A 20,711-nucleotide genomic window follows, 5' to 3' on the forward strand; every position below is an offset into this window, starting at 1 on the left:
TATACTGTCATCCGGTCATTGGTATTTCGGACGTTTCGTGATTTGCATGGAACGTCCGGCGAGTTCAAACCCGACTGCCTGATAGATCTTGTTTGATGTTTTATTGGACCAGTCCGTGTAGAGCGATACCATCGGATACTGTTGTAACAGATGTTCGGACAGACAGGCCACGAGATAAGACGCAATCCCTTGTTTTCGCCATTCTGGCGGGGTGAAGACATAAGAAATCGTCACACCGGAAGCAGTCGGCCGACTCGATGAAGCCATTGCCAGCAACTGTTCTCCGTCAAACAAACCAAATAATGTTTCGGCCTCAATGTGTTTACGAATCGTCAGCTCATTCTTCAAACGACTGCGTTCCGTTGCCGGCAAGGCACCGGTCTCTTGTATGAACGACCAACCGAATGCAACAGCCTGTGGTGCAAACCGTTCCTCGATCAACCGGAATTCGTAGTCAAGCGTCACAGGAGGAATGACCGTCGTCAATGTATAAATCCCTTGATCCATCTTGATTTGAAACGGACTGTGCGAAGCAAGCAGCGGCTCGATGATCGCCTGCTCTCCGACATATCCGGGACAGTTCAAAATCCGCGATAATTTCCGGATTCCTTCGTATGTAAAGACATCACCTGCTAAGATGGCCTGTTCTTCAATCGTTTGCAGCACAACAATCGTCCGGTCCCCTTCTTCCGCAATCGCCATTAAAATCGGCACATCCCCCCGTTCGAGTATCCCGAGCGGTAACTGATGGACATCGGGTCGTCGTTCAAGCAACGGGACCGCAATCTGTTTGAAGCGTTCATAATCACGATAATGGGTCAACATCTGAAAACAGCTCCTTTTCTTTGTTTTCAGTGTATCAAAAAAAAGAACGCATGACGGACGATTCGCATCTTTTCCGCCATGCTCGGTTGAGTTTTCTGATTATGAATTCTGTTTCGTGCCGATCAGGAAAGATTCACTCCACTTCACCGGATCAATCGACCAGGTTTGTAATCCTTCCTGCTCTTCTTTTGAAATATAGGCGGTCTCGACAGCCGTCTCCAGTAATTCCGTGAACGTCAGTAAAGCATCGGCTTCCACTCCGGCCGCCGTTAAGTTTTCCTTCAGTCGGGTCATCCCGTAAGAGAAGATCGCCTGAATCCGGATGACCGAAGCACCGGCTGCTTCGACGGCTTGCGTCGCTTCAATCGAAGACATCCCCGTCGACAATAAGTCTTCGACGACGATGACACGTTGTCCGGCCTGCAAACGCCCTTCAATCTGATTTCCTTTCCCATGCCCCTTCGCACTTCCCCGGATGTACACCATCGGGAGACCAAGTCGTTCCGCGACGAGCGCCGCATGCGGAATACCGGCTGTCGCCGTCCCAGCGATGACGTCGGCGTTTAACGGCCGGATTCGTTCCGCCAATTTGTCAGCAATTAAAGTCCGGACCGCAGGACTCGATAAAGTCAGCCGGTTATCACAATAAATCGGAGACCGTAATCCGCTTGCCCATGTATAAGGAGCCGTCGGTGCCAACGTGACCGCTTCGATTTCAAGTAATGCCTGTGCGAGTTGATTCATTGTTTAATCCCCTTCCATTCTGAGAGCAATGCTTCATAAACGACTTTCGGATCTTTTGCCTGTGTGATGGCACGTCCGATGACGAGATCCGTTGCCCCGTTCCGGCGTGCATCCGTTACCGTCGCAATCCGTTTTTGATCATTCGCCTCCGTCCCGTTCGGCCGGATGCCCGGCGTGACGAGTTGGAAGCCGGAGCGGCAGGTTGCTTTGATATGTGTCGTATCAAGAGCCGAGCATACGACTCCGTCAAGACCAGCCCGGTCGGCTTCGCGGGCATAATGGGCAACGACTTCGTCCATGGCATGCGGAATCATCAGATCGGTTAACATGTCTTGATCCGTTGAGGTCAGTTGGGTGACGGCAATCAGCCGTGTCTTGGGCGACGTCTCGCGTAATCCGGCAAGGGCTGCCTCCATCATCGCTTTCCCGCCTGCTGCGTGGACATTTGTCAGTTCAACACCTAGCTGACCGATGACACGCATCGTCCGCCGGGCAGTCTCCGGAATGTCATGGACTTTTAAATCGAGAAAGACATCATGTCCTTGCCGGACCAAATGACGAACAAAGGCTGGTCCTTCCGCATAATACAGCTCCATCCCGACTTTAAGTGCCGGCCGGTGTGGTGCCAATTTTTCTAAAAACCGTTCGACTTGATCGGCTGACTGAAAATCAAGCGCGATGTAAAGCTGCTCCATATGCTTTCCCCCTGATATCCATGATGTGTTCGATACCTAACTCGTCCATCCGTTTTGGTAAATCCGTAATCAATTCCTGACAAATGAACGGATTGACGAAATTGGCCGTGCCGACTGCTACTGCCGATGCTCCTGCATAAATCATCTCGAGCACATCATCTACTTCCATGACGCCGCCCATCCCGATGATGGGAATCGTGACGACTTGGGCGACGTCGTGAATCATCCGAACGGCGACCGGTTTAATGGCTGGTCCGGACAAACCGCCGATTCGGTTGGCAAGAATCGGCTGACCCGTCCGAACGTCAATCCGCATCCCGACCAGTGTATTGATCATCGTCAGGCCATCCGCTCCCGCCTGTTCAACGGCTTGGGCCATCTCGACGATCGATGTGACGTTCGGCGATAATTTGACATAAACCGGTTTTTCAGAAACCGCCTTGACACGTCTCGTCAGCTCGGCTGCCATCTGTGGATCTGTTCCGAATTGTAATCCGCCGGACTTGACGTTCGGGCAGGAGATATTCAGTTCGATCGCTTTGACGACCGGATCCCGGCTGATTCGTCTTGTGACGTCTTCGTATTCTTCCGGTGTTGAACCGGCTACGTTTGCGATAATTTCGGTATCAAATTGACGGAGGAACGGTAACTTCTGTGCAATGATTCCTTCCACGCCGGGATTTTGTAAGCCGATCGCATTCAGCATGCCCATTCCGCTTTCCGCGACGCGCGGTGTCGGATTCCCGTACCGTTCTTCTCCGGTCGCTGCTTTGATCATGATGCCGCCAAGCACCGATAAGTCATACAGCTTGGCAAACTCTTCGCCGAATCCGAAACATCCGGATGCCGGAATGATCGGATTTTTCAAATTCAAACCAGGTAACGCTACTTGCAAACGATTCATAGAATCACCTCTTCCGCCCGGAAGACCGGACCATCAGAGCAGGTTTTGACATAATGCCCGTCCGGTGTCGGACAGACACAAGCGAAGCAGGCTCCAATACCGCATCCCATCCGGTTCTCAATCGATAAAAACTTGTGTTCGACCGGCACCTGCTGGATCGAACGTAACATCGGTTCCGGTCCACAGGCGAACAACGTATCAAACCGGCTGCTGTCGAGCGCAGCGGTTACGAATCCTGCGATGCCTGCTGTCCCGTCGACAGTCGTCACGGTCGTCGGACCAAGCTTTCGAAACTCAGCTTCATAAAAGACGCTGTCTGCCGTATCAAATCCTAAAATCGCTTCGCAGGTAATCCCCCGTTCGACCAACCGACGCATTGTATAGTAGAGCGGCGGAACACCGATCCCTCCCCCGACCAACACGATTTTTGCCTCACGCGCAACATGTTCGACCGGAAATCCGTTTCCGAGTGGACCGAGCGCATCGATTTGATCGCCGACACGGAGACGGGCCAGTTCTTTTGTGCCTTGACCAATTTCTTTAAATAAAAACGTGATTAAATCTCCTTCCACGTTGGCGATCGAGATGGGACGACGTAACAATGGGCCAACCCGTAAATGCATGAATCGACCTGGTTCGATAGCCGTCGCGTCAGGCCGGCGACAGATTAACTCTGTCGCGCCTTTGGCGATTTCACGGCGTGAAACGACTGTCAGGAGTTGAATCATCGAGTCACCGCCTTTTTCATATAATCGAACGGCTGAATCGCGCTCGCTTCAAAGGACAGACTTTCGATGACCCGCAACAACGCTTCCGCTGTATCGAGAGAAGTCAGGCAGACGACATTGTTTTCTGCTGCCGCCCGGCGGATGATGAAGCCGTCTTTCGTGACTTGCGAATCCCGGCTCATCGTATTGATGACATATTCGACTTCTGCTTTTTCAATCCATTCGAGCATCGATCCTTGTTCCGAACCGAGTTTGCCGACGACTTGAACACGCAATCCGTGTTCTTCCAAGACGCTGGCTGTTCCGGCCGTTGCGAGCAGCGTAAAGCCGAGTGCTGTAAAGCGTTTAGCGAGATCAAGCATTTCTTGTTTGTCCTGATCCGCGACTGTCAGCAGCACCCGACCGTGTTCCGGAATCGCCATTCCGGAAGCAAGCAGTCCTTTATAGAGGGCTTTTTCAAGTGTCCGGTCCGTTCCGATGACTTCACCGGTCGACTTCATCTCCGGTCCAAGCGACGGATCCACTTCTTTCAGCTTCGCAAAGGAGAAGACCGGTACTTTCACAGAAACCAGTTTTTCTTCCGGTAAAACACCACTCGTCAATCCGTAAGACGCAAGTGTGTCGCCTAAGATGACGTTCGTCGCGAGACGCGCCACCGGCAACCCCGTCACTTTTGAGATGAACGGAACGGTCCGGCTTGCCCGCGGATTGACTTCCAGCACATACAGTTCTCCGTCAGCAAAGACAAATTGGATATTGAGCAATCCTTTGATCCGGAAGGCCTTGGCAATGCGTGTCGTGTAATCGACAATCAACTCCTTGATTGCTTGCGGAACCCGTTGCGGTGGATAGACCCCGATCGAATCACCCGAGTGAACGCCGGCCCGTTCGATATGTTCCATGATGCCCGGTATGACGACATCGGTTCCGTCGCAAATCGCATCCACCTCAAGCTCCATTCCTGTCAAATAACGGTCGACGAGCACCGGACGTTCCGGTGAGGCGATGACGGCATGTTTCATATAATGCTCCAGTTCCTGCTCTCCGTAGACGATTTCCATCGCGCGTCCACCGAGGACATACGACGGGCGGACGAGGACGGGATAGCCGAGCTCACTTGCCGCTGCTGTTGCCTCTGCGACTGTAACGGCTGTTTTTCCGGGAGGCTGCGGAATATCGAGCTGTGTCAGAGCTGCTTCGAACTGTTTCCGGTCTTCTGCCCGGTCGAGATCTTCAAGTGACGTTCCGAGGATCTTCACACCCTCGGCTTCCAGTGATTCCGCGAGATTAATCGCCGTCTGACCGCCAAATTGGACGATGACACCGATTGGCTGTTCGTTTCGGATGACTTCGAGGACATCTTCCGTCGTCAGTGGTTCAAAATAGAGCCGGTCGGAAATCGAGAAATCGGTTGAAACCGTCTCCGGATTATTGTTGACGATGATGGCTTCGTATCCGGCTTCGCGAATCGCTTGGATCGAATGGACGGTGGCGTAATCGAATTCCACCCCTTGTCCGATTCGGATTGGTCCGGAACCGAGGACAAGAATCGACGATCGTGTCGTCGGAACCGCTTCATTTTCGACTTCGTATGTCCCGTAGTAATACGGTGTGTCGGATGCAAATTCTGCAGCACACGTGTCGACCATTTTATAGACAGGATGGAGGCCGGATTCGTTGCGGATTTGCCGGATCGCTGTCTCGGTCTGTTGCGTGATTCGGGCCAGCATCTGGTCACTAAAGCCGTAACGTTTCGCATGACGGAGACGTTCCGATGTCAAACCCTGCTTGACGATGTCTTGTTCGATCCGGTGGATATGATGCAGTTTTTCCAGGAACAACCGATCGATGCTCGTCCATTCGTGCAATTGTTCGACCGTATGACCACGTTCGATGCCGGCATACAGGGCAAACAGGCGTTCATCTGTCGCTTTGATGATATGACGGTGCAGGTCGGCTTCATTCATCTCGGAAAAACGGTTCATGTGCAAGTCCGCTTGACCGATTTCAAGCGAACGAACCGCTTTCAGCAAAGCTTCCTCCATCGTCCGGCCCATGGCCATGACTTCACCCGTCGCTTTCATCTGGGTACCGAGCGTCCGGTCGGCCGATTCAAATTTATCAAACGGCCAGCGGGGAATTTTAGCGACGACATAGTCGAGTGCCGGTTCGAACGAGGCAAAACTCGTTTCCGTAATCGGATTTTTTAATTCGGATAAGGCATACCCGACGGCGATCTTGGCAGCCAGTTTGGCAATCGGATACCCCGTCGCTTTTGAAGCCAGTGCTGACGAACGTGAGACACGCGGATTGACTTCAATGACATAATACGTGAAGCTGACCGGATCGAGTGCGAACTGGATGTTACATCCGCCTTCGATTCCGAGGGCACGGATGATATCAAGCGATACATTCCGCATCATCTGATAATCACGGTCGGATAACGTTTGTGTCGGGGCAAAGACGATGGAATCCCCCGTGTGGACACCAACCGGATCAAAGTTTTCCATTGCACAGACGATGATCGCCTGGTTCGTCGCGTCCCGCATGACTTCGAACTCGACTTCTTTCATGCCGGCAATCGATTTTTCCAATAAGACCTGGGTCGCCGGACTGGCTTTCAGTCCGCCTTCGACAATCCGGATGAACTCATCCATCGTTTCGGCGATTCCGCCGCCGGTTCCACCGAGTGTATACGCCGGGCGAATGATGATCGGCAGACCGATCTTCGCACAGAACTGCTCGGCTTCTTCGACCGTATGCACGATTTCACTTTCCGGTACACCGTGTCCGAGTTTAAACATCAATTTTCTGAACAAATCACGATCTTCCGCTTCCTCGATTGCCGTCAGTTTCGTCCCGAGCAGTTCGACGCCGTATTCGGCAAGCACACCGAGTCGATCCAGTTCGACAGCGAGATTCAGTCCCGTTTGTCCGCCGAGTGTCGCGAGTAACGCATCCGGACGTTCTTTCCGGATGATGCGGGCAACAAACTCTGCTTGTAACGGTTCAATGTAAACCCGATCCGCTACAGTTGGATCCGTCATGATGGTGGCCGGATTTGAGTTGACGAGAACGACTTCATACCCTTCCTCTTTCAAGGCTTGGCAGGCTTGTGTTCCGGCATAATCAAATTCTGCTGCTTGTCCGATGACGATTGGACCGGATCCGATAACGAGAATCTTTTGAATATCTTGACGTTTAGGCATGAGAGACCTCCTGTTGGTTCGTGATTTCTGTTAAAAACTGATCGAATAAATCGTTGGCATCCATCGGTCCGGGAGAAGCTTCCGGATGATACTGGACCGAAAAGACGGGATGTGTCGTATGGCGGATTCCTTCGACGGTTCCATCATTGATGGCCCGGTGCGTCAGCTTGAGATTCAAGCCGGCAAGCGACTGTTCCTCCACGGCATATCCATGATTTTGTGAGGTGATGCTGACTTGTCCCGTCCGAAGATCTTCGACCGGATGATTCGCTCCCCGATGACCGAACGGCAGCTTAAATGTGTCTGCGCCATGAGCCAAGGCAATCAGTTGATGACCGAGACAGATACCGAAAATGACGACTTGTCCCGTCAGTTCCTGAATCAAGGGAATGGCGGTCGGGACATCTTTCGGATTCCCGGGACCGTTTGATAACATGACACCGTCCGGAACATAACGCAAGACGTCTTTTGCCGTCACGTCGTGCGGGACGACGACGACTTCACAGCCGCGTCGGACGAGCTCACGGATAATGCCCAGTTTCGCACCGAAATCGACCAGGACGATTCTCGGACCGGCACCCGGAATGACATAGGCCCGTTCCGTCGAAGCCCGTTTGACCTGATCGGTCGCAAGCGCCATCTGTTTGAGCCGCTCCAGTTGCTCGGTCAAATCATACGTACCGTCAACGAGCAATCCCCGCATAACACCCTTTGACCGAAGATGCCGCGTCAGTTGCCGTGTATCGATGCCGGATAATCCGGGAATGTTGAATTCTTCCAAAGCTGTCGCAAGAGACGTCTGCGAGCGGAAGTTTGATGGCGTGTGACAGACTTCCCGGACAATCAGTGCTTTCGCAAGCGGCCGGGTCGTTTCATAGTCGTCACGGTTCATTCCATAGTTGCCGATCAACGGGTTCGTTAATACAATCATTTGATCGCAGTAAGACGGATCGGATAACATCTCCTGGTATCCCGTCATCCCGGTCTGGAAGACGACCTCTCCCATCGTCACCTCGCTTGAACCAAACGCTTCTCCTTCAAATACCATTCCATCCTCTAAAATCAACGTCCGTTTAGACATGTGCTTTTTCCCCCTTGAATACGATTTCTCCACCGACGAGTGTCAAGACCGGATAACCGGTTAGTGATGCTCCAGCAAACGGAGTATTTTTTCCTTTTGAGAGGAACTGGTCCGGTTGTACCGTCCGGACCGTCTCGAGATCAAGCAGGACAAGATCAGCGGGCGCCCCGACTTCAATCCGTCCGAACGGTAAGTCAAACAAATCGGCCGGTTTACGCGACATCCAGTCGAATAACTGATTCAGCGTAAAGATGCCGGGTTCGACCAGTTTCGTATAGAGCAACGGAAAGGCCGTTTCAAATCCGGTAATCCCGAACGGTGCCCGTTCGATGCCGAGTGCTTTTTCCTCCGCGGCATGCGGTGCATGGTCCGTCGCGATGCAATCAATCGTTCCGTCCTGCAGTCCTGCAAGCAACGCTTGGCGATCCGCTTCGCTCCGAAGCGGTGGATTCATCTTGAAGTTCGGATCACGTCCGATGATATCGTCTTCCGTCAACACTAAATGGTGCGGCGTAACTTCTGCCGTCACCCGAATCCCCGCCCGTTTTGCATCCCGGATGACCCGGACGGATTCCTTTGTCGAGACGTGGCAGACATGATAATGACAGCCGGTCGCTTCCGCAATCAAGACATCCCGGGCGATATGAATGCTTTCTGCCAGTGACGGGATTCCCTGCAATCCTTCCCGTGCACTGTATGCCCCTTCATGGACACAGCCTGCTTTCAGCGAATCATCTTCACAATGGGCGATGATACTTTTCTCGACGGCGGCAGCACGTGTCATCGCTTCCCGCATGACGGCGGCACTTTGGACGCCGACTCCATCGTCCGTGAAGGCAAAAGCGTCAGTCAGTTGTTCAAATGCGACGAGTTCCTGCCCTAGCTGATTTTTTGAAATCGCCGCATAAGGGAAAACACGGACAGATGCCGTTTCTTCAATTTTTTTAAAGAGCGCATCCAGCGTCTCGCGGTCGTCCGGCACCGGTCGCGTGTTCGGCATCGGACAAATCGTTGTAAATCCGCCGGCTGCCGCTGCCGCTGTTCCGGTCGCAATCGTCTCTTTATGTTCGCCGCCCGGTTCGCGTAAATGAACATGAACATCCACAAATCCCGGTGCCACCGTGTATCCCGTGGCATCAATCACCTGATCCGTCTCAAGTGGTGTCGCATCAAGATCCGTAAAGATCCCGTCCTCCATGCGAATACTCGACTTTTGCAGTTCCCCGTTTTTATACCATATTGCATGATCAATTCGAATCGCCATTTTATATCGTCTCCTTTGTCGTTGCTGTCTCAAATGCCCGTTCCAAAATCGCCATTCGGGCAAACACACCGTTCGTCATCTGATCAAAGATACGTGATTGCGGATGCTCCACCAATTCGTCGGCAATCTCAACACCGCGGTTGACCGGTGCCGGATGTAACACAATCGCTTCCGGTCGAATCCGCTTCATCCGTTGTTCCGTCAATCCGTACCGTTCGTGATACTCTTCCGCTGCAAACGGACGACCATCCGTATGCCGCTCGTGCTGGACCCGGAGCAGCATGATGATGTCACTCGTCGCCACCGCCTCGTCCATCTCCCGGTAGGTGATGCCCATCGTCTCGTCAAACCATTCCCTCGGTCCGGAACCGATGACGGTCGCTCCCAAGCGTTGCAAGACGTGTGCGTTTGACCGGGCAACCCGGCTGTGCCGGAGATCACCGCAGATGACGATGGTTTTTCCGCTGACATGACCGTATTCCGCATACATCGTCATCAAATCGAGCAGTGATTGCGACGGATGTTGCCCGCTGCCGTCTCCGGCATTAATGATCGGAATCGACAGCTGTTGTTGCAACGGTTCATAATAACCGGTCTCTCCGTGTCGGATGACGAGGGCATCCACGCCGATTGCTTGTAACGTTTTGCACGTATCCAGCAATGTTTCTCCTTTTTGGACGGATGAAGTTGCCGTTTCGAACGGCAGCACATGCAGTCCGAGATGGTGTTCCGCCATATCAAACGAACTTTTAGTCCGTGTCGAATGTTCGAAAAATAAGTTAGCGACGGTTTTCGTCGGAAGCGGTCGGACAGGTGCGCCTTGTTTCAGCTGCAGTGCCCGCTCAATCAACTGTTCGATGTCTTCTGTCGCTAATGCGTCTAGACTCGTAAAATGGGCAATTCGTTGTCGTGTCTGCATGTTTTTCTCTCCTTTGGGCCGCAAAAAAGCGCACCTTCTGATGTGAAGGTGCGCTGAAGAAGACAGATGTCGCCACCTGTTTCTGAAGGGCCTCCACTTTATCGTTCTCTCTGGAACGTCTTAAAAGTCGTTAGCTGCTCGTTTCGATTGTGGTATTTCTTGTTCGTGTTCTGCCGTTTCGACCGTTGTTTTCGGCAAGATCAAATTCAGAAGGACTCCTAAGATCGTGGCCAGTGCCATGCCTTCGAGCGAGAAGTTGCCGATTTTGAGGGCAGCTCCACCAATCCCGATGACCAGAATGACCGCTGTGATGGTCAGGTTCCTTTTATCGGCAAGATCGACCTTACTTTCGACCAGTGTCCGCAGACCGTTCGAAGCGATGACCCCGAACAACAGGATACTGATTCCCCCCATGACAGGTGTCGGTATCGTCTTGATGAATCCTTCCACATAGCCGAGGAAGCCAAAGCTGATGGCGAGAACCGCTGCGCCTCCGAGGACAAAGACACTGTAGACGCGGGTGATGGCCATGACGCCGTTGTTTTCACCATACGTCGTGACCGGTGGACCGCCGAGGATCGAGGCAATCGTCTTCGCCAGTCCATCTCCAAGAACCGTCCGGTGCATCCCCGGATCAAGAAGCGTCTCGCGCCCGATAATCCGTGATGTCACTTTCTGTTCTCCGATATGCTCTGTTAATGTGACCAGTGTGACCGGAACGATGAGCGCAAGTGCTGCCCAGTTTAGCGTCGGCGAGTAGTCGAGGAATGGCACCGTAAAGTTAGGCACCTGGAAAAAGCTCGCTTGTTTCAGTGACGTGAAGTCGACGATCCCGGCAGCGACGGCAACCAGATATCCGGTCAGGATACCAAACAGAATCGGGACGGTACTCCACATTCCTTTGAAGTACGTCATCGCAAGCAAGGTGACAGCGAGTGTCGTCAAGGCGACGAGCAGGAAGGTACCGTTGTACTTCCCGTCCGCTCCGTTCATTGCCATGTTGACGGCTGTTGGAGCAAGCGATAATCCGATGACCATGATGACGGGGCCGATCACGACCGGCGGCAACAGTTTCATTAACCAGCCGACACCTGTATACGTGATGACGAGGGAAACGATGCCGTAGACAAGTCCTGCCACCATTCCGCCGACAAGCGCATCTTCGACACCCCAGCGTTCACTGACGGCAATGATCGGGACGATATAAGCGAAACTTGAACCTAAGTACGTCGGGACTTTAAAGCGGGTGACGGCGAGGAAAATCAACGTGCCGACTCCGCTTGCGACGAGGGCGACGGATGTGTTCAGTCCCGTTAATAACGGAACCAGGACCGTCGCGCCAAACATCGCGAAGACATGTTGGAGGCTGAGCATCAGCCACTGAAGGGGATGTTTTGGTCGTTCTTGTACATCGAGAACTGCTGTGTGTGTTTGCATGAGGATAACTCCCTTTCTGGTCTCTCTGGACCACGTTAAAGGTATTTGTGTTTAACGTTTGATGAATACTTGATCGGCGTCATCGACTTCGGATAAAGCGACGACAACTTGTTCTTCGCGTGAGGTCGGGACATTTTTCCCGATGAAATCCGGTCGGATTGGCAGTTCCCGGTGCCCCCGGTCAACGAGGACCGCGAGCTGGATCATACTCGGGCGACCGTGGTCAACGAGCGCATCCATTGCGGCGCGGACGGTTCGTCCGGTGTACAGGACGTCATCGACGAGGACAATGATTTTTCCGGTCACCGTTTCCGGCATATCCGTTCCTTTGATTTCTGGCTCGAGACTTTTTTTCGATAAGTCATCCCGGTACATCGAGATGTCAACGACACCGAGCAAGACCGGCTTTCCTTCAATTTCTTCAATCCGGCGGGCCAGACGGCGGGCGAGTGTCTCCCCGCGTGTTTTGATGCCGACAATCATCAGTTGGTCGATTCCTTTGTTACGTTCGATGATTTCATGGGCGATGCGTGTCAACGCACGACTGATTGCCGCTTCATCTAAAATGACGGATGGTTTCATGAGGTGCTCCTTTCTGCAAAAAAACCTCCTGCGCAAAGTCGCAGGAGGTTGTTGAAGACAATAAGTGTTGAGCAGCCGAAACTGCACGTATCTACACAAATGAAGTGTCTCCCTTTCGTAGCCTCTCCGGACTCGTTTAAAGGTGTGCTATGGGTAGGATCGTCAACGCGGACGACCGGTTGTTTGAGGCAGATGTCTCGCATCGCTCTCTAGGTGATACTCTACCGTTTTATTAGAAAAACGTCAAGACTCTAATTCAAGTTTTTTCAACTGGCTGATCTCAAACGTCATCTCTTCCGGCAAAGGTGCTTCGAAATGCAACATCTCACCGGTCCGCGGGTGCTTGAATCCAAGAACCGCAGCATGAAGCGCTTGACCGTTCATTTTCATCGTTTTCCGTGGACCGTATTTCGGATCTCCGGCAAGCGGGAAACCGATGTAACGCATATGGACACGAATTTGGTGCGTCCGTCCTGTCTCGAGCTTACATTCGACGACCGTAAAGCCTTCATACCGCTCGAGAACACGGAAATGTGTCACAGCTGCTTTCGAGTTTTTATCTGTCACCGTCATCCGTTGACGGTCATTTTTGTCACGGCCGACCGGTGCTTCAATCGTCCCGAGCTCATGTGGAATCTCGCCGTGGACCAGTGCGATATAAAGACGCTCTGTCGTCTTATCTTTTAATTGTTGTGCCAACGATTCATGTGCCAAATCATTTTTAGCGACCATCAAGAGACCCGATGTGTCTTTATCGATCCGGTGGACAATCCCCGGACGTTTGACGCCGTTGATGCCGGATAAATCCTGGCAATGATGGAGCAAGGCATTGACGAGTGTTCCAGACACATGACCGGCTGCCGGATGCACGACCATTCCTTTTGGTTTGTTGATGACGATGACGTCACTGTCTTCATAGACGACATCCAGCGGGATATCTTCCGGTAAGACTTCAAGCTCAACCGCTTCCGGGATTCGAACAAGGATTTCTTCCGTTCCGGACATCTTGTAGTTCGGTTTTACGATCCGTCCGTCTACTTCGACGTGACCCGCTTTTAACCAGTCCTGGACTTGTGACCGGGACCAGTCTTGTTGTTCGGCTAACCATTTATCAATTCGACCGGTAGCACCATTGGCTTTAACAGCCCATTCATTTTGTTCATTCATTTAATCAATCGTTCCCTTCTTAGTCAAACGCTCTTCAAACATGACGCTGATCAGCATCAAAATAACACCAAACGTCAAACAGACGTCCGCAACATTAAAGATCGGAAAATTATACCCGAACGGATAAAAATGAAAAAAGTCGACGACTTCTCCACGTGCCATCCGGTCGATGAAATTTCCGACCGCACCGCCGAGTAACAAGGCGACGCTCCAAGCAAATACTTTGTTTTTTGTGCCTTCTTTGTAAAGAAAATAAATCAGCCCGATGACGACGACCAGTGTAATGACGAAGAAAAAACCGAATTTCCCTTCAAGCATTCCCCAGGCGGCCCCACGATTCCGGTATGAATTTAAATAAAAGAAATTGGGAATGATCTCAATCGCTTGACCAATCGTCATCTGTTGGACGACGATCCATTTCGTCAATTGATCCACTCCGACGAGTACAGCAGCAATCGCTAAGTAAAGCCACATTCTTTTTTCCTCCACATCCAAAAATAATGAGGGACCGCTACGAAGTCGCCGTAGCTGCCCCTCCCTGATTCATTATAAAGAATTGACGACTTCAGTACAACGTGGGCAAAGTGTCGGATGAGCCGGATCTTGTCCAAGTTCAGTCGAATATGTCCAGCAGCGTTCACATTTTTCGCCGTCTGCTTTCAGAACAGTGATGCCTGTCGTTCCGTACGATTTCTCGGCCGAAGCGACAAACTCGATTTGCGAAACTTGCAACAGTTGTTCGAGGTGATCAATCGTCGCAAGTAATGCTTTCGTTTCGTCATTCGGTGCAAGCAGGAGTTTCGCTTCAAGCGTTTTCCCGACAAGTTTCTCGGCACGTGCTTCTTCGAGTGCTTTCAAGATATCATCGCGGAAGACGAGGAAACTGTTCCATTTCGCGATCAACGCAAGACCCTCTTCCGTCATTTCCGGTGCTTCCGGAAGATCCGTCAAGAAGATACTCGCCGTCTCGACGCCGGGAACGAACTCCCACGCTTCGTCGGCTGTATGCGGTAAGACCGGTGCCATCAGTTGTAACAATGTGACGACGGTATCATACATGACCGTTTGAACGGCACGACGCGCCGGTGCATCTTCTTTTTCGATATACAAGATATCTTTCGTGTAATCGAGATAGAACGAAGACAAGTCAAGCACACAGAAGTTATGCAACAGTTGATAGACCGCCATGAAGTCATACGCATCGTACGCTGCCTTTACTTTACCGACAAGTTGATCCAGTTTCGTCCGCATGAAGCGATCCGATTCCGGCAAGTCTTTAAATGCCACACGGTGCGTCGTGTGATCGAACTGGTCGAGGTTTCCGAGCAGGAAGCGGACCGTATTCCGGATTTTCCGGTAAGATTCCGAGACTTGTTTGAAGTTGTCCATGGAAGCACGGACATCTGATTGATAATCGACGGAAGCCACCCAAAGACGAAGAATTTCCGCTCCGAACTGTTGCATGATTTGGATTGGTGCAATCGTGTTTCCGATTGATTTCGACATCTTCCGTCCTTGACCGTCAAGGACGAATCCGTGACTGACGACCGCTTTGTAAGGTGCTTTCCCTGTCGTTGCGACAGCTGTCGAAAGAGACGAGTTGAACCATCCGCGATACTGGTCAGACCCTTCCAGGTACAAGTCAGCAGGACGCTCGAGTTCCGGACGTGTCGCGAGGACACCGGCATGGGATGATCCGGAATCGAACCAGACATCCATGATATCCGTTTCTTTTTTGAAGATTCCGTTCGGACTTGCCGGATGCGTAAAGCCTTCCGGTAACAGATCAACGGCTTCGCGCTCATACCAGACATTTGATCCGTGAGCTGCGAACAGATTGGCGATATGGTCGATTGTTTCCGGTGTGACGATTTCCGTACCATCTTCTGCATAGAAGATCGGCAGCGGAACACCCCACGCACGTTGACGGGAAATGACCCAGTCTCCGCGATCTTTGAACATGTTGTGAAGACGTGTTTCGCCCCACTCCGGTACCCACTGGACTTCTTTGATTTCGTCAAGGATTTCAGCCCGGAAATCTTTGATCGAAGCGAACCACTGTGGTGTCGCCCGGAAGATGACTGGTTTTTTCGTCCGCCAGTCATGCGGATACGAGTGTTTGATGAATGACAGTTTTAATAAAGCACCGGATTCTTCTAACGCCACACCGATTTCTTTGTTGGCATCTTCATAAAATAATCCTTCAAAACCAGGAGCTTCCGCCGTCATGACCCCTTTGTCGTCAACCGGACAAAGAACATCGAGACCGTACGCTTGACCGATTCGGAAGTCATCTTCCCCGTGTCCAGGCGCAGTATGAACGACACCTGTCGCTTCTGCCGTGACATGATCGCCGAGCATGACAAGTGATTCGCGGTCATAGAGCGGATGTTTCGCTTTGATGTATTCAAAGTCGGCTCCATTGAAGACACGACCAACTGTCGCATCTTCCCAGCCGAGAGCTTCGATGACTTCCGGGACAAGAGTCTCGGCGACGATATACCCTTTTCCTTCGTGCTCAATCCGAGCATACGTCAACTCACCGCTGACAGAGATCCCGAGGTTCGCCGGAATCGTCCAAGGTGTTGTCGTCCAGATGACGAAATGATCCGTTGGCTCCAGGATGTTTTTTCCGTCCATGACTTGGAACGCCACGTAGATTGCAGCCGAACGTTTATCCTGATATTCGATTTCCGCTTCAGCCAGAGCAGACTCGGATGACGGTGACCAGTAGACCGGTTTTTTCCCTTTATAGATGTATCCTTTATTCGCCATATCACCAAACAGACGGATTTGTGCCGCTTCGAATTCCGGTTGTAACGTGATGTATGGATTGTCGTAGTCCCCGAGGACACCAAGACGCTTGAATTGTTCCCGTTGGTGATCGACTTGCTCCAGTGCATATTTCGCACACAGCTCACGGAATTCTGCGACCGACATCGATTTCCGGTCGACACCCGCTTTTTGAAGCGCTGTTTCAATCGGAAGTCCGTGCGTATCCCAACCCGGTACATACGGAGAACGGAACCCGTTCATGGACTTGTAACGGACGACGATGTCTTTTAAGACTTTGTTTAATCCGTGTCCCATGTGGATGTCTCCGTTGGCGTAAGGAGGACCATCATGAAGAATGAATGTCGGTTTACCGGCATTTTTTTCCTGGACGGCTTCATACAGGTTCATCTCGTTCCAACGTGCCTGCATATCCGGCTCACGTTTCGGCAGGTTTCCCCGCATTAGAAATTCCGTTTTCATCATCAATAACGTATCTTTGTATTCCATCTGGCATTCCCTCACTTATCTGAATTTTGCGTACAAAAAAAGCCAAACTCATCCCCTGATAGGGACGAGTTGGCTTGAACTCGCGGTACCACCCTACTAGCAATCCTGAAAAACGGATTACCACTTAAGAGCCCGATAACGGAGGCGAGACGGTGGAACTTACTGAACAGGTTCAGTTCCACACTCAAAGGGGATACCTTTTATCCTTGACTGATCGGGCTCACACCGGTCCCCGATTCGCTGACAGTATTTAGATAAAAGACGTGTCCTTCTCAATGATTTAACTTATACGACATCGTCGTCATTATACGCAACTGCCGGAATCTCGTCAAGCGCACCCCGGGTCGAACTATCAAATGCATCCCAGTCGTGGCTCGTCAACAATTCCATCTGTGCATCGATCAATACTTTGAATCGGTTACGGTACAATTCGATTTTTTTACGCATCTGTTCGACTTCAAAATCAGTCCGCTGTGCTCGACGCTGTGCCGCATCCTGCAGTTGTTCGGCTTCCCGTTCTGCTTGTTTGACGATGAGGCTGGCTTCTTTCGTCGCATTCGCTTTGACTTCTTCTGCCGCTTCTTGGGCCACGATGATGGATTTGTTTAGCGTTTCCTCCATCGAGCTAAAGTAATCGACACGAGACTGCATGTTTTGAATGACTTCTTGCTGTTGACGGTTTTCCCGGAGCAACAATTCAAAATCTTTGATGACTTGATCAAGAAATTCATTGACCTCATCCTCGTCATAGCCGCGAAACTTACGTGTAAATTCCTTATTGTGAATATCAAGTGGCGTCAATGGCATGATGAAATCCTCCCTCAGCTTGTTGGTTATCCTTTTAGCAGACCGTATTGCAGTTTGATCCGATCCCGTTTCGTCGACCCGAGTACGGCAATCAACTTGACACGTCCCGTTCCGCGAAGTGACAGTAAATCGCCTTCCTCTAACAAAAAGCTCGGATCTTCAACGATTTTATAATTGACTTTACTTTCACCCTGCTTAATCAGGCTTTGCGCTTTTTGTCTTGAAAATCCAAGGATTTCACTGACGACCGTATCAAAACGGAGCGAACTGACAAAACCCAGTTCTTCCTGCCATTCTTGATCCTTGATTTTCAACTGTTCTTCTGAATCCACGAGTGACAACCGGATTTTGGTTTTCCCCGCACGATCGACGTTCGCTTCAATATAAGAAGCCACTTCTTTCGCGACGGCGAACTGGACGAGTTGATCTTGGATGACGACGTCACCGAATTTCCCTCGTTTTAATCCGACGTTCAGCAATGTCCCTGTCACCTGGCGATGCGAGAGCTCGACGAATTTTGTGGGATAATGGATACGATAAATGGCGATATCAAAATCGTTGGCATCAAGCTCGTAATAATCAGGGGCAATGAGGGCACGCTGTCGTTCCGCACCTTCAAAACCGCCCTCAAAAAAGAGGGCACATTTTGTTCCGACAAGTTCTCGGGTAATCTGTTGTTCACGCGGATCCAGAAAGTCTGTCACTTTAAATGTATAGGTCGCTTCGACATGGTCGATCCAGTTTAGGACGAGATCGACGAACTCCCGCTCATGTCCGCGATAATGATCATAAACGCTCATTAGAAGAAGATCGCTCCAATACCTGCCTGTGCCAAATTAAGCACCAAAAAGGCAACGATAGGTGAAATGTCAAGCATACCTCCGATGGGCGGGATAATCCGTCGGAACGGTGCGAGGAAAGGTTCGACTAACATGGCCAGGACTTGACCGAATCGTGATTCACGTGCATTTGGGAACCACGATAATAAAATATAGGCAATCATGACGTAGCTGTAATATTGAAGTAACGTGCTGAGTGTACGACCGATTGCGTACATGACTTGCGGATCCATGCTTACCACCCCTTATGGTTGATATCATCTTCACCGAGCAGATTAGAGATACTTCCGGCCAGCTCGACGTTGTTCGGTACACAGAGGAGTGTATTTTGACTGATGGTCGTAATCGTTCCATCAAGAGCAAACACGACACCTGACAGGAAATTAATCATTTGGCGTGACTGATCTTTAGACATCCGTTGCATGTTCACGATGACAGCACGATTTTGACGAAGATGTTCGCCGATTTCCTGTGCTTCGTTAAACACACGCGGCTCACTGAGAATGACTTGTGATTTTGCCTTTTTTGTATGAATGGGTACGATGTTCGATTGTCTCACAGGGTCCTCCTTTTGAGTAACAGTAGGGGTAGAATCCTCATAATACTCGTCATAGTCTTGCTGTGATGCACCTCTACCTTTATTTATTGTAGCATCATTTTCATATTCGAGTTCATCTAAATCGTCTGTATTACCGAGAAATAGATTTTGCATTTTTGATTTGAATCCCATATCAATTCTCCTTTCGTATATCTAGGCAATTTATGACTGGACTAACGTCGTACCGATTCGGACATATGTCGCGCCTTCTTCAATGGCAATCTGATAGTCCGATGACATCCCCATCGACAATTCCGTGCATGGTGCATGCGGGAGATGACGGGCTGCCACTTCGTCTCGCAAGACACGAAGTGAACGGAAAACCGAACGGAGTACTTGTTCATCCTCCGTCAACGGAGCCATCGTCATCAGCCCGATTACACGGACCATCGGATATTGCCCCACCTCATGCAAAAATGAGTGGACATCCCCCGGATCAATTCCCTGCTTGGATTCTTCACCGGAAACGTTGACTTGTACAAAACAATCGACTGGCTGCTTGGCACGTTTATTGATTTCTTCCGCGAGATGCAACCGGTCCAAGGAATGCAACACGTCGATCCGATCAATGACTTGCCGGACTTTACGGGTCTGCAGTGTTCCGATAAAATGCCACTCACATGCCTCACGTCCTAAGACCGTTTGTTTGTCGGTCAATCCTTCCGGACGATTCTCACCCAGTGCCGTTATGCCTGCCGCCAGCAACTCCGCCGCCACTTCACTTGACACTGATTTCGTCACGCCGATCAATTGTACCTGCTTTTTTTGATCGGTCTTTTCATACGCCTGTTTCATGTTTTGTCGGACTTGTTGTACATTTTCAGAAATTGACATCGAGAGACTCCTTTACAATCAAACTGGCAAACCGTCCACCATGATCCCCATGACGATAGGAGAAGTAGTCTTCCGCCTGGCAGTTCGTACAGATTCCTGTATCCAACACATCACCGACACCACTGCGTTCGGCTAACATGGCATTGGTTTTTTGAAGTGATAACATAGCTTTTCCGTCTTCTTTTTTAGTATAAGGAGACTCTTCCAAGTTCAGTTGGTCAACCGCCTCAAGAACAGGACCATCGACTTCGTAACAACATTCCCGGATCGAGGGTCCGATCACCATCTGAATCGAAGAACGTTCGGCACCGGCTTGTTCCATCTTTGTCAATGTGGCTTCGACGATGTTGGCAACTGTTCCGCGCCAGCCGGCGTGAACGTTTGCAATGATGCCTGTCCGCGGATCACAGAAAAGGAGCGGCACACAGTCTGCAAACAGCATCATCAATAAAACGTTTGAATCCGTTGTCACCAGTCCGTCTGTACCCTTGATTGCCGTTTCGTAATCTGCGGCTCCGCGACCGGACTCGAGGGTCGTTACTTGCTCGACATGATTGCCATGCACCTGTTCAGCCCATACTGAGTTTTCCAGAGCTAAATCCAGTTGCCGCACGATGACTTCACGATTTTTAATGACACCTTCCGGATCATCTTTTACATGCAGTCCTAAGTTGCCTTGACCGTGAGGTGCTGAAAACTTTGTCGTAAACGCTGCACGGACCGTTCCTGTCGGGGTATCCCATTTTATCCATTGACCAAACATCTCATCCCATCCTTTTTTAAAAAAAGAGGTGTC

The 20,711-nt window shown here is 50.9% G+C and carries 20 protein-coding genes and 1 other annotated feature; all 20 genes read right to left on the reverse strand.

Annotated features, from left to right (window positions below):
- Positions 1–15: 15 nt before the first annotated feature.
- The 20 genes from R7V76_RS05235 to pgeF all read right to left on the reverse strand — a co-directional run bounded on the left by R7V76_RS05235 (position 16) and on the right by pgeF (position 20,678).
- Positions 16–825, reverse strand: a complete 810-nt coding sequence (locus tag R7V76_RS05235; RefSeq protein WP_318091511.1) for a GNAT family N-acetyltransferase — start codon at positions 823–825, stop codon at positions 16–18.
- A 99-nt stretch (positions 826–924) separates the two neighbouring features.
- Positions 925–1,569: an orotate phosphoribosyltransferase gene (gene pyrE, locus R7V76_RS05240; RefSeq protein WP_012370809.1), complete on the reverse strand. Its 645-nt coding sequence runs from the start codon at positions 1,567–1,569 to the stop codon at positions 925–927.
- On the reverse strand, positions 1,566–2,264 hold the full coding sequence (gene pyrF / locus R7V76_RS05245; protein ID WP_318091512.1) for an orotidine-5'-phosphate decarboxylase: 699 nt from the start codon (positions 2,262–2,264) through the stop codon (positions 1,566–1,568). The genes pyrE and pyrF overlap by 4 nt, the downstream gene beginning before the upstream one ends.
- Positions 2,239–3,168, reverse strand: coding sequence for a dihydroorotate dehydrogenase (locus tag R7V76_RS05250; protein ID WP_290828894.1), 930 nt, complete (start codon positions 3,166–3,168; stop codon positions 2,239–2,241). The genes pyrF and R7V76_RS05250 overlap by 26 nt, the downstream gene beginning before the upstream one ends.
- A complete protein-coding gene (locus R7V76_RS05255) occupies positions 3,165–3,896 on the reverse strand; it encodes a dihydroorotate dehydrogenase electron transfer subunit (protein WP_318091513.1) in 732 nt (243 codons plus the stop codon). The genes R7V76_RS05250 and R7V76_RS05255 overlap by 4 nt, the downstream gene beginning before the upstream one ends.
- Positions 3,893–7,105 (reverse strand): carbamoyl-phosphate synthase large subunit, encoded by a 3,213-nt coding sequence (gene carB, locus R7V76_RS05260; RefSeq protein ID WP_318091514.1) that lies wholly within the window; start codon positions 7,103–7,105, stop codon positions 3,893–3,895. Before carB ends, R7V76_RS05255 begins: the two co-directional genes overlap by 4 nt.
- Positions 7,098–8,186 (reverse strand): carbamoyl phosphate synthase small subunit, encoded by a 1,089-nt coding sequence (locus R7V76_RS05265; protein ID WP_318091515.1) that lies wholly within the window; start codon positions 8,184–8,186, stop codon positions 7,098–7,100. The genes carB and R7V76_RS05265 overlap by 8 nt, the downstream gene beginning before the upstream one ends.
- Positions 8,179–9,450 carry a dihydroorotase gene (locus R7V76_RS05270; protein ID WP_318091516.1) on the reverse strand — a complete coding sequence of 424 codons (1,272 nt, stop codon included), beginning with the start codon at positions 9,448–9,450 and terminating at the stop codon, positions 8,179–8,181. The genes R7V76_RS05265 and R7V76_RS05270 overlap by 8 nt, the downstream gene beginning before the upstream one ends.
- A 1-nt stretch (position 9,451) precedes the next feature.
- Entirely contained in the window at positions 9,452–10,351 is a 900-nt protein-coding gene (locus R7V76_RS05275; protein ID WP_318091537.1) for an aspartate carbamoyltransferase catalytic subunit, read from the reverse strand.
- Between the two features lie 138 nt (positions 10,352–10,489).
- Positions 10,490–11,806 (reverse strand): uracil-xanthine permease family protein, encoded by a 1,317-nt coding sequence (locus tag R7V76_RS05280; RefSeq protein ID WP_318091517.1) that lies wholly within the window; start codon positions 11,804–11,806, stop codon positions 10,490–10,492.
- Positions 11,807–11,857: 51 nt separating this feature from the next.
- Positions 11,858–12,388 (reverse strand): bifunctional pyr operon transcriptional regulator/uracil phosphoribosyltransferase PyrR, encoded by a 531-nt coding sequence (pyrR, locus tag R7V76_RS05285; RefSeq protein ID WP_012370818.1) that lies wholly within the window; start codon positions 12,386–12,388, stop codon positions 11,858–11,860.
- Positions 12,389–12,631: 243 nt separating this feature from the next.
- Entirely contained in the window at positions 12,632–13,555 is a 924-nt protein-coding gene (locus tag R7V76_RS05290; RefSeq protein WP_012370819.1) for an RluA family pseudouridine synthase, read from the reverse strand.
- Complete coding sequence (gene lspA, locus R7V76_RS05295; RefSeq protein WP_318091518.1) at positions 13,556–14,029, reverse strand: signal peptidase II; 474 nt, start codon at positions 14,027–14,029, stop codon at positions 13,556–13,558.
- Between the two features lie 72 nt (positions 14,030–14,101).
- Complete coding sequence (gene ileS / locus R7V76_RS05300; protein ID WP_318091519.1) at positions 14,102–16,837, reverse strand: isoleucine--tRNA ligase; 2,736 nt, start codon at positions 16,835–16,837, stop codon at positions 14,102–14,104.
- Positions 16,838–16,894: 57 nt separating this feature from the next.
- Positions 16,895–17,122, reverse strand: a binding site (T-box leader).
- On the reverse strand, positions 17,123–17,644 hold the full coding sequence (locus R7V76_RS05305) for a DivIVA domain-containing protein (RefSeq protein WP_290828910.1): 522 nt from the start codon (positions 17,642–17,644) through the stop codon (positions 17,123–17,125).
- 26 nt (positions 17,645–17,670) lie between these two features.
- Positions 17,671–18,444: an RNA-binding protein gene (locus tag R7V76_RS05310; protein ID WP_012370823.1), complete on the reverse strand. Its 774-nt coding sequence runs from the start codon at positions 18,442–18,444 to the stop codon at positions 17,671–17,673.
- Positions 18,444–18,716, reverse strand: a complete 273-nt coding sequence (locus tag R7V76_RS05315) for a YggT family protein (RefSeq protein ID WP_318091520.1) — start codon at positions 18,714–18,716, stop codon at positions 18,444–18,446. Before R7V76_RS05315 ends, R7V76_RS05310 begins: the two co-directional genes overlap by 1 nt.
- A 2-nt stretch (positions 18,717–18,718) precedes the next feature.
- On the reverse strand, positions 18,719–19,042 hold the full coding sequence (locus R7V76_RS05320; protein WP_233550664.1) for a cell division protein SepF: 324 nt from the start codon (positions 19,040–19,042) through the stop codon (positions 18,719–18,721).
- A gap of 201 nt (positions 19,043–19,243) precedes the next feature.
- The gene (locus tag R7V76_RS05325) at positions 19,244–19,915 is read right to left on the reverse strand and encodes a YggS family pyridoxal phosphate-dependent enzyme (protein WP_290828917.1); all 672 of its coding nucleotides are present in this window, start codon (positions 19,913–19,915) and stop codon (positions 19,244–19,246) included.
- Positions 19,902–20,678 (reverse strand): peptidoglycan editing factor PgeF, encoded by a 777-nt coding sequence (gene pgeF, locus R7V76_RS05330; protein ID WP_214763710.1) that lies wholly within the window; start codon positions 20,676–20,678, stop codon positions 19,902–19,904. Before pgeF ends, R7V76_RS05325 begins: the two co-directional genes overlap by 14 nt.
- Between the last annotated feature and the right edge of the window lie 33 nt (positions 20,679–20,711).

The organism is Exiguobacterium artemiae, assembly GCF_033342815.1.
In the GTDB taxonomy this organism is placed as follows: domain Bacteria; phylum Bacillota; class Bacilli; order Exiguobacteriales; family Exiguobacteriaceae; genus Exiguobacterium_A; species Exiguobacterium_A artemiae_A.

Coding starts and splice junctions, on each gene's coding strand:
- R7V76_RS05235 (WP_318091511.1), bottom strand. CDS start 825: ATGTTGACCCATTATCGTGATTATGAACGCTTCAAACAGATTGCGGTC.
- pyrE (WP_012370809.1), bottom strand. CDS start 1,569: ATGAATCAACTCGCACAGGCATTACTTGAAATCGAAGCGGTCACGTTG.
- pyrF (WP_318091512.1), bottom strand. CDS start 2,264: ATGGAGCAGCTTTACATCGCGCTTGATTTTCAGTCAGCCGATCAAGTC.
- R7V76_RS05250 (WP_290828894.1), bottom strand. CDS start 3,168: ATGAATCGTTTGCAAGTAGCGTTACCTGGTTTGAATTTGAAAAATCCG.
- R7V76_RS05255 (WP_318091513.1), bottom strand. CDS start 3,896: ATGATTCAACTCCTGACAGTCGTTTCACGCCGTGAAATCGCCAAAGGC.
- carB (WP_318091514.1), bottom strand. CDS start 7,105: ATGCCTAAACGTCAAGATATTCAAAAGATTCTCGTTATCGGATCCGGT.
- R7V76_RS05265 (WP_318091515.1), bottom strand. CDS start 8,186: ATGTCTAAACGGACGTTGATTTTAGAGGATGGAATGGTATTTGAAGGA.
- R7V76_RS05270 (WP_318091516.1), bottom strand. CDS start 9,450: ATGGCGATTCGAATTGATCATGCAATATGGTATAAAAACGGGGAACTG.
- R7V76_RS05280 (WP_318091517.1), bottom strand. CDS start 11,806: ATGCAAACACACACAGCAGTTCTCGATGTACAAGAACGACCAAAACAT.
- pyrR (WP_012370818.1), bottom strand. CDS start 12,388: ATGAAACCATCCGTCATTTTAGATGAAGCGGCAATCAGTCGTGCGTTG.
- R7V76_RS05290 (WP_012370819.1), bottom strand. CDS start 13,555: ATGAATGAACAAAATGAATGGGCTGTTAAAGCCAATGGTGCTACCGGT.
- lspA (WP_318091518.1), bottom strand. CDS start 14,029: ATGTGGCTTTACTTAGCGATTGCTGCTGTACTCGTCGGAGTGGATCAA.
- ileS (WP_318091519.1), bottom strand. CDS start 16,837: ATGGAATACAAAGATACGTTATTGATGATGAAAACGGAATTTCTAATG.
- R7V76_RS05305 (WP_290828910.1), bottom strand. CDS start 17,644: ATGCCATTGACGCCACTTGATATTCACAATAAGGAATTTACACGTAAG.
- R7V76_RS05310 (WP_012370823.1), bottom strand. CDS start 18,444: ATGAGCGTTTATGATCATTATCGCGGACATGAGCGGGAGTTCGTCGAT.
- R7V76_RS05315 (WP_318091520.1), bottom strand. CDS start 18,716: ATGGATCCGCAAGTCATGTACGCAATCGGTCGTACACTCAGCACGTTA.
- R7V76_RS05325 (WP_290828917.1), bottom strand. CDS start 19,915: ATGTCAATTTCTGAAAATGTACAACAAGTCCGACAAAACATGAAACAG.
- pgeF (WP_214763710.1), bottom strand. CDS start 20,678: ATGTTTGGTCAATGGATAAAATGGGATACCCCGACAGGAACGGTCCGT.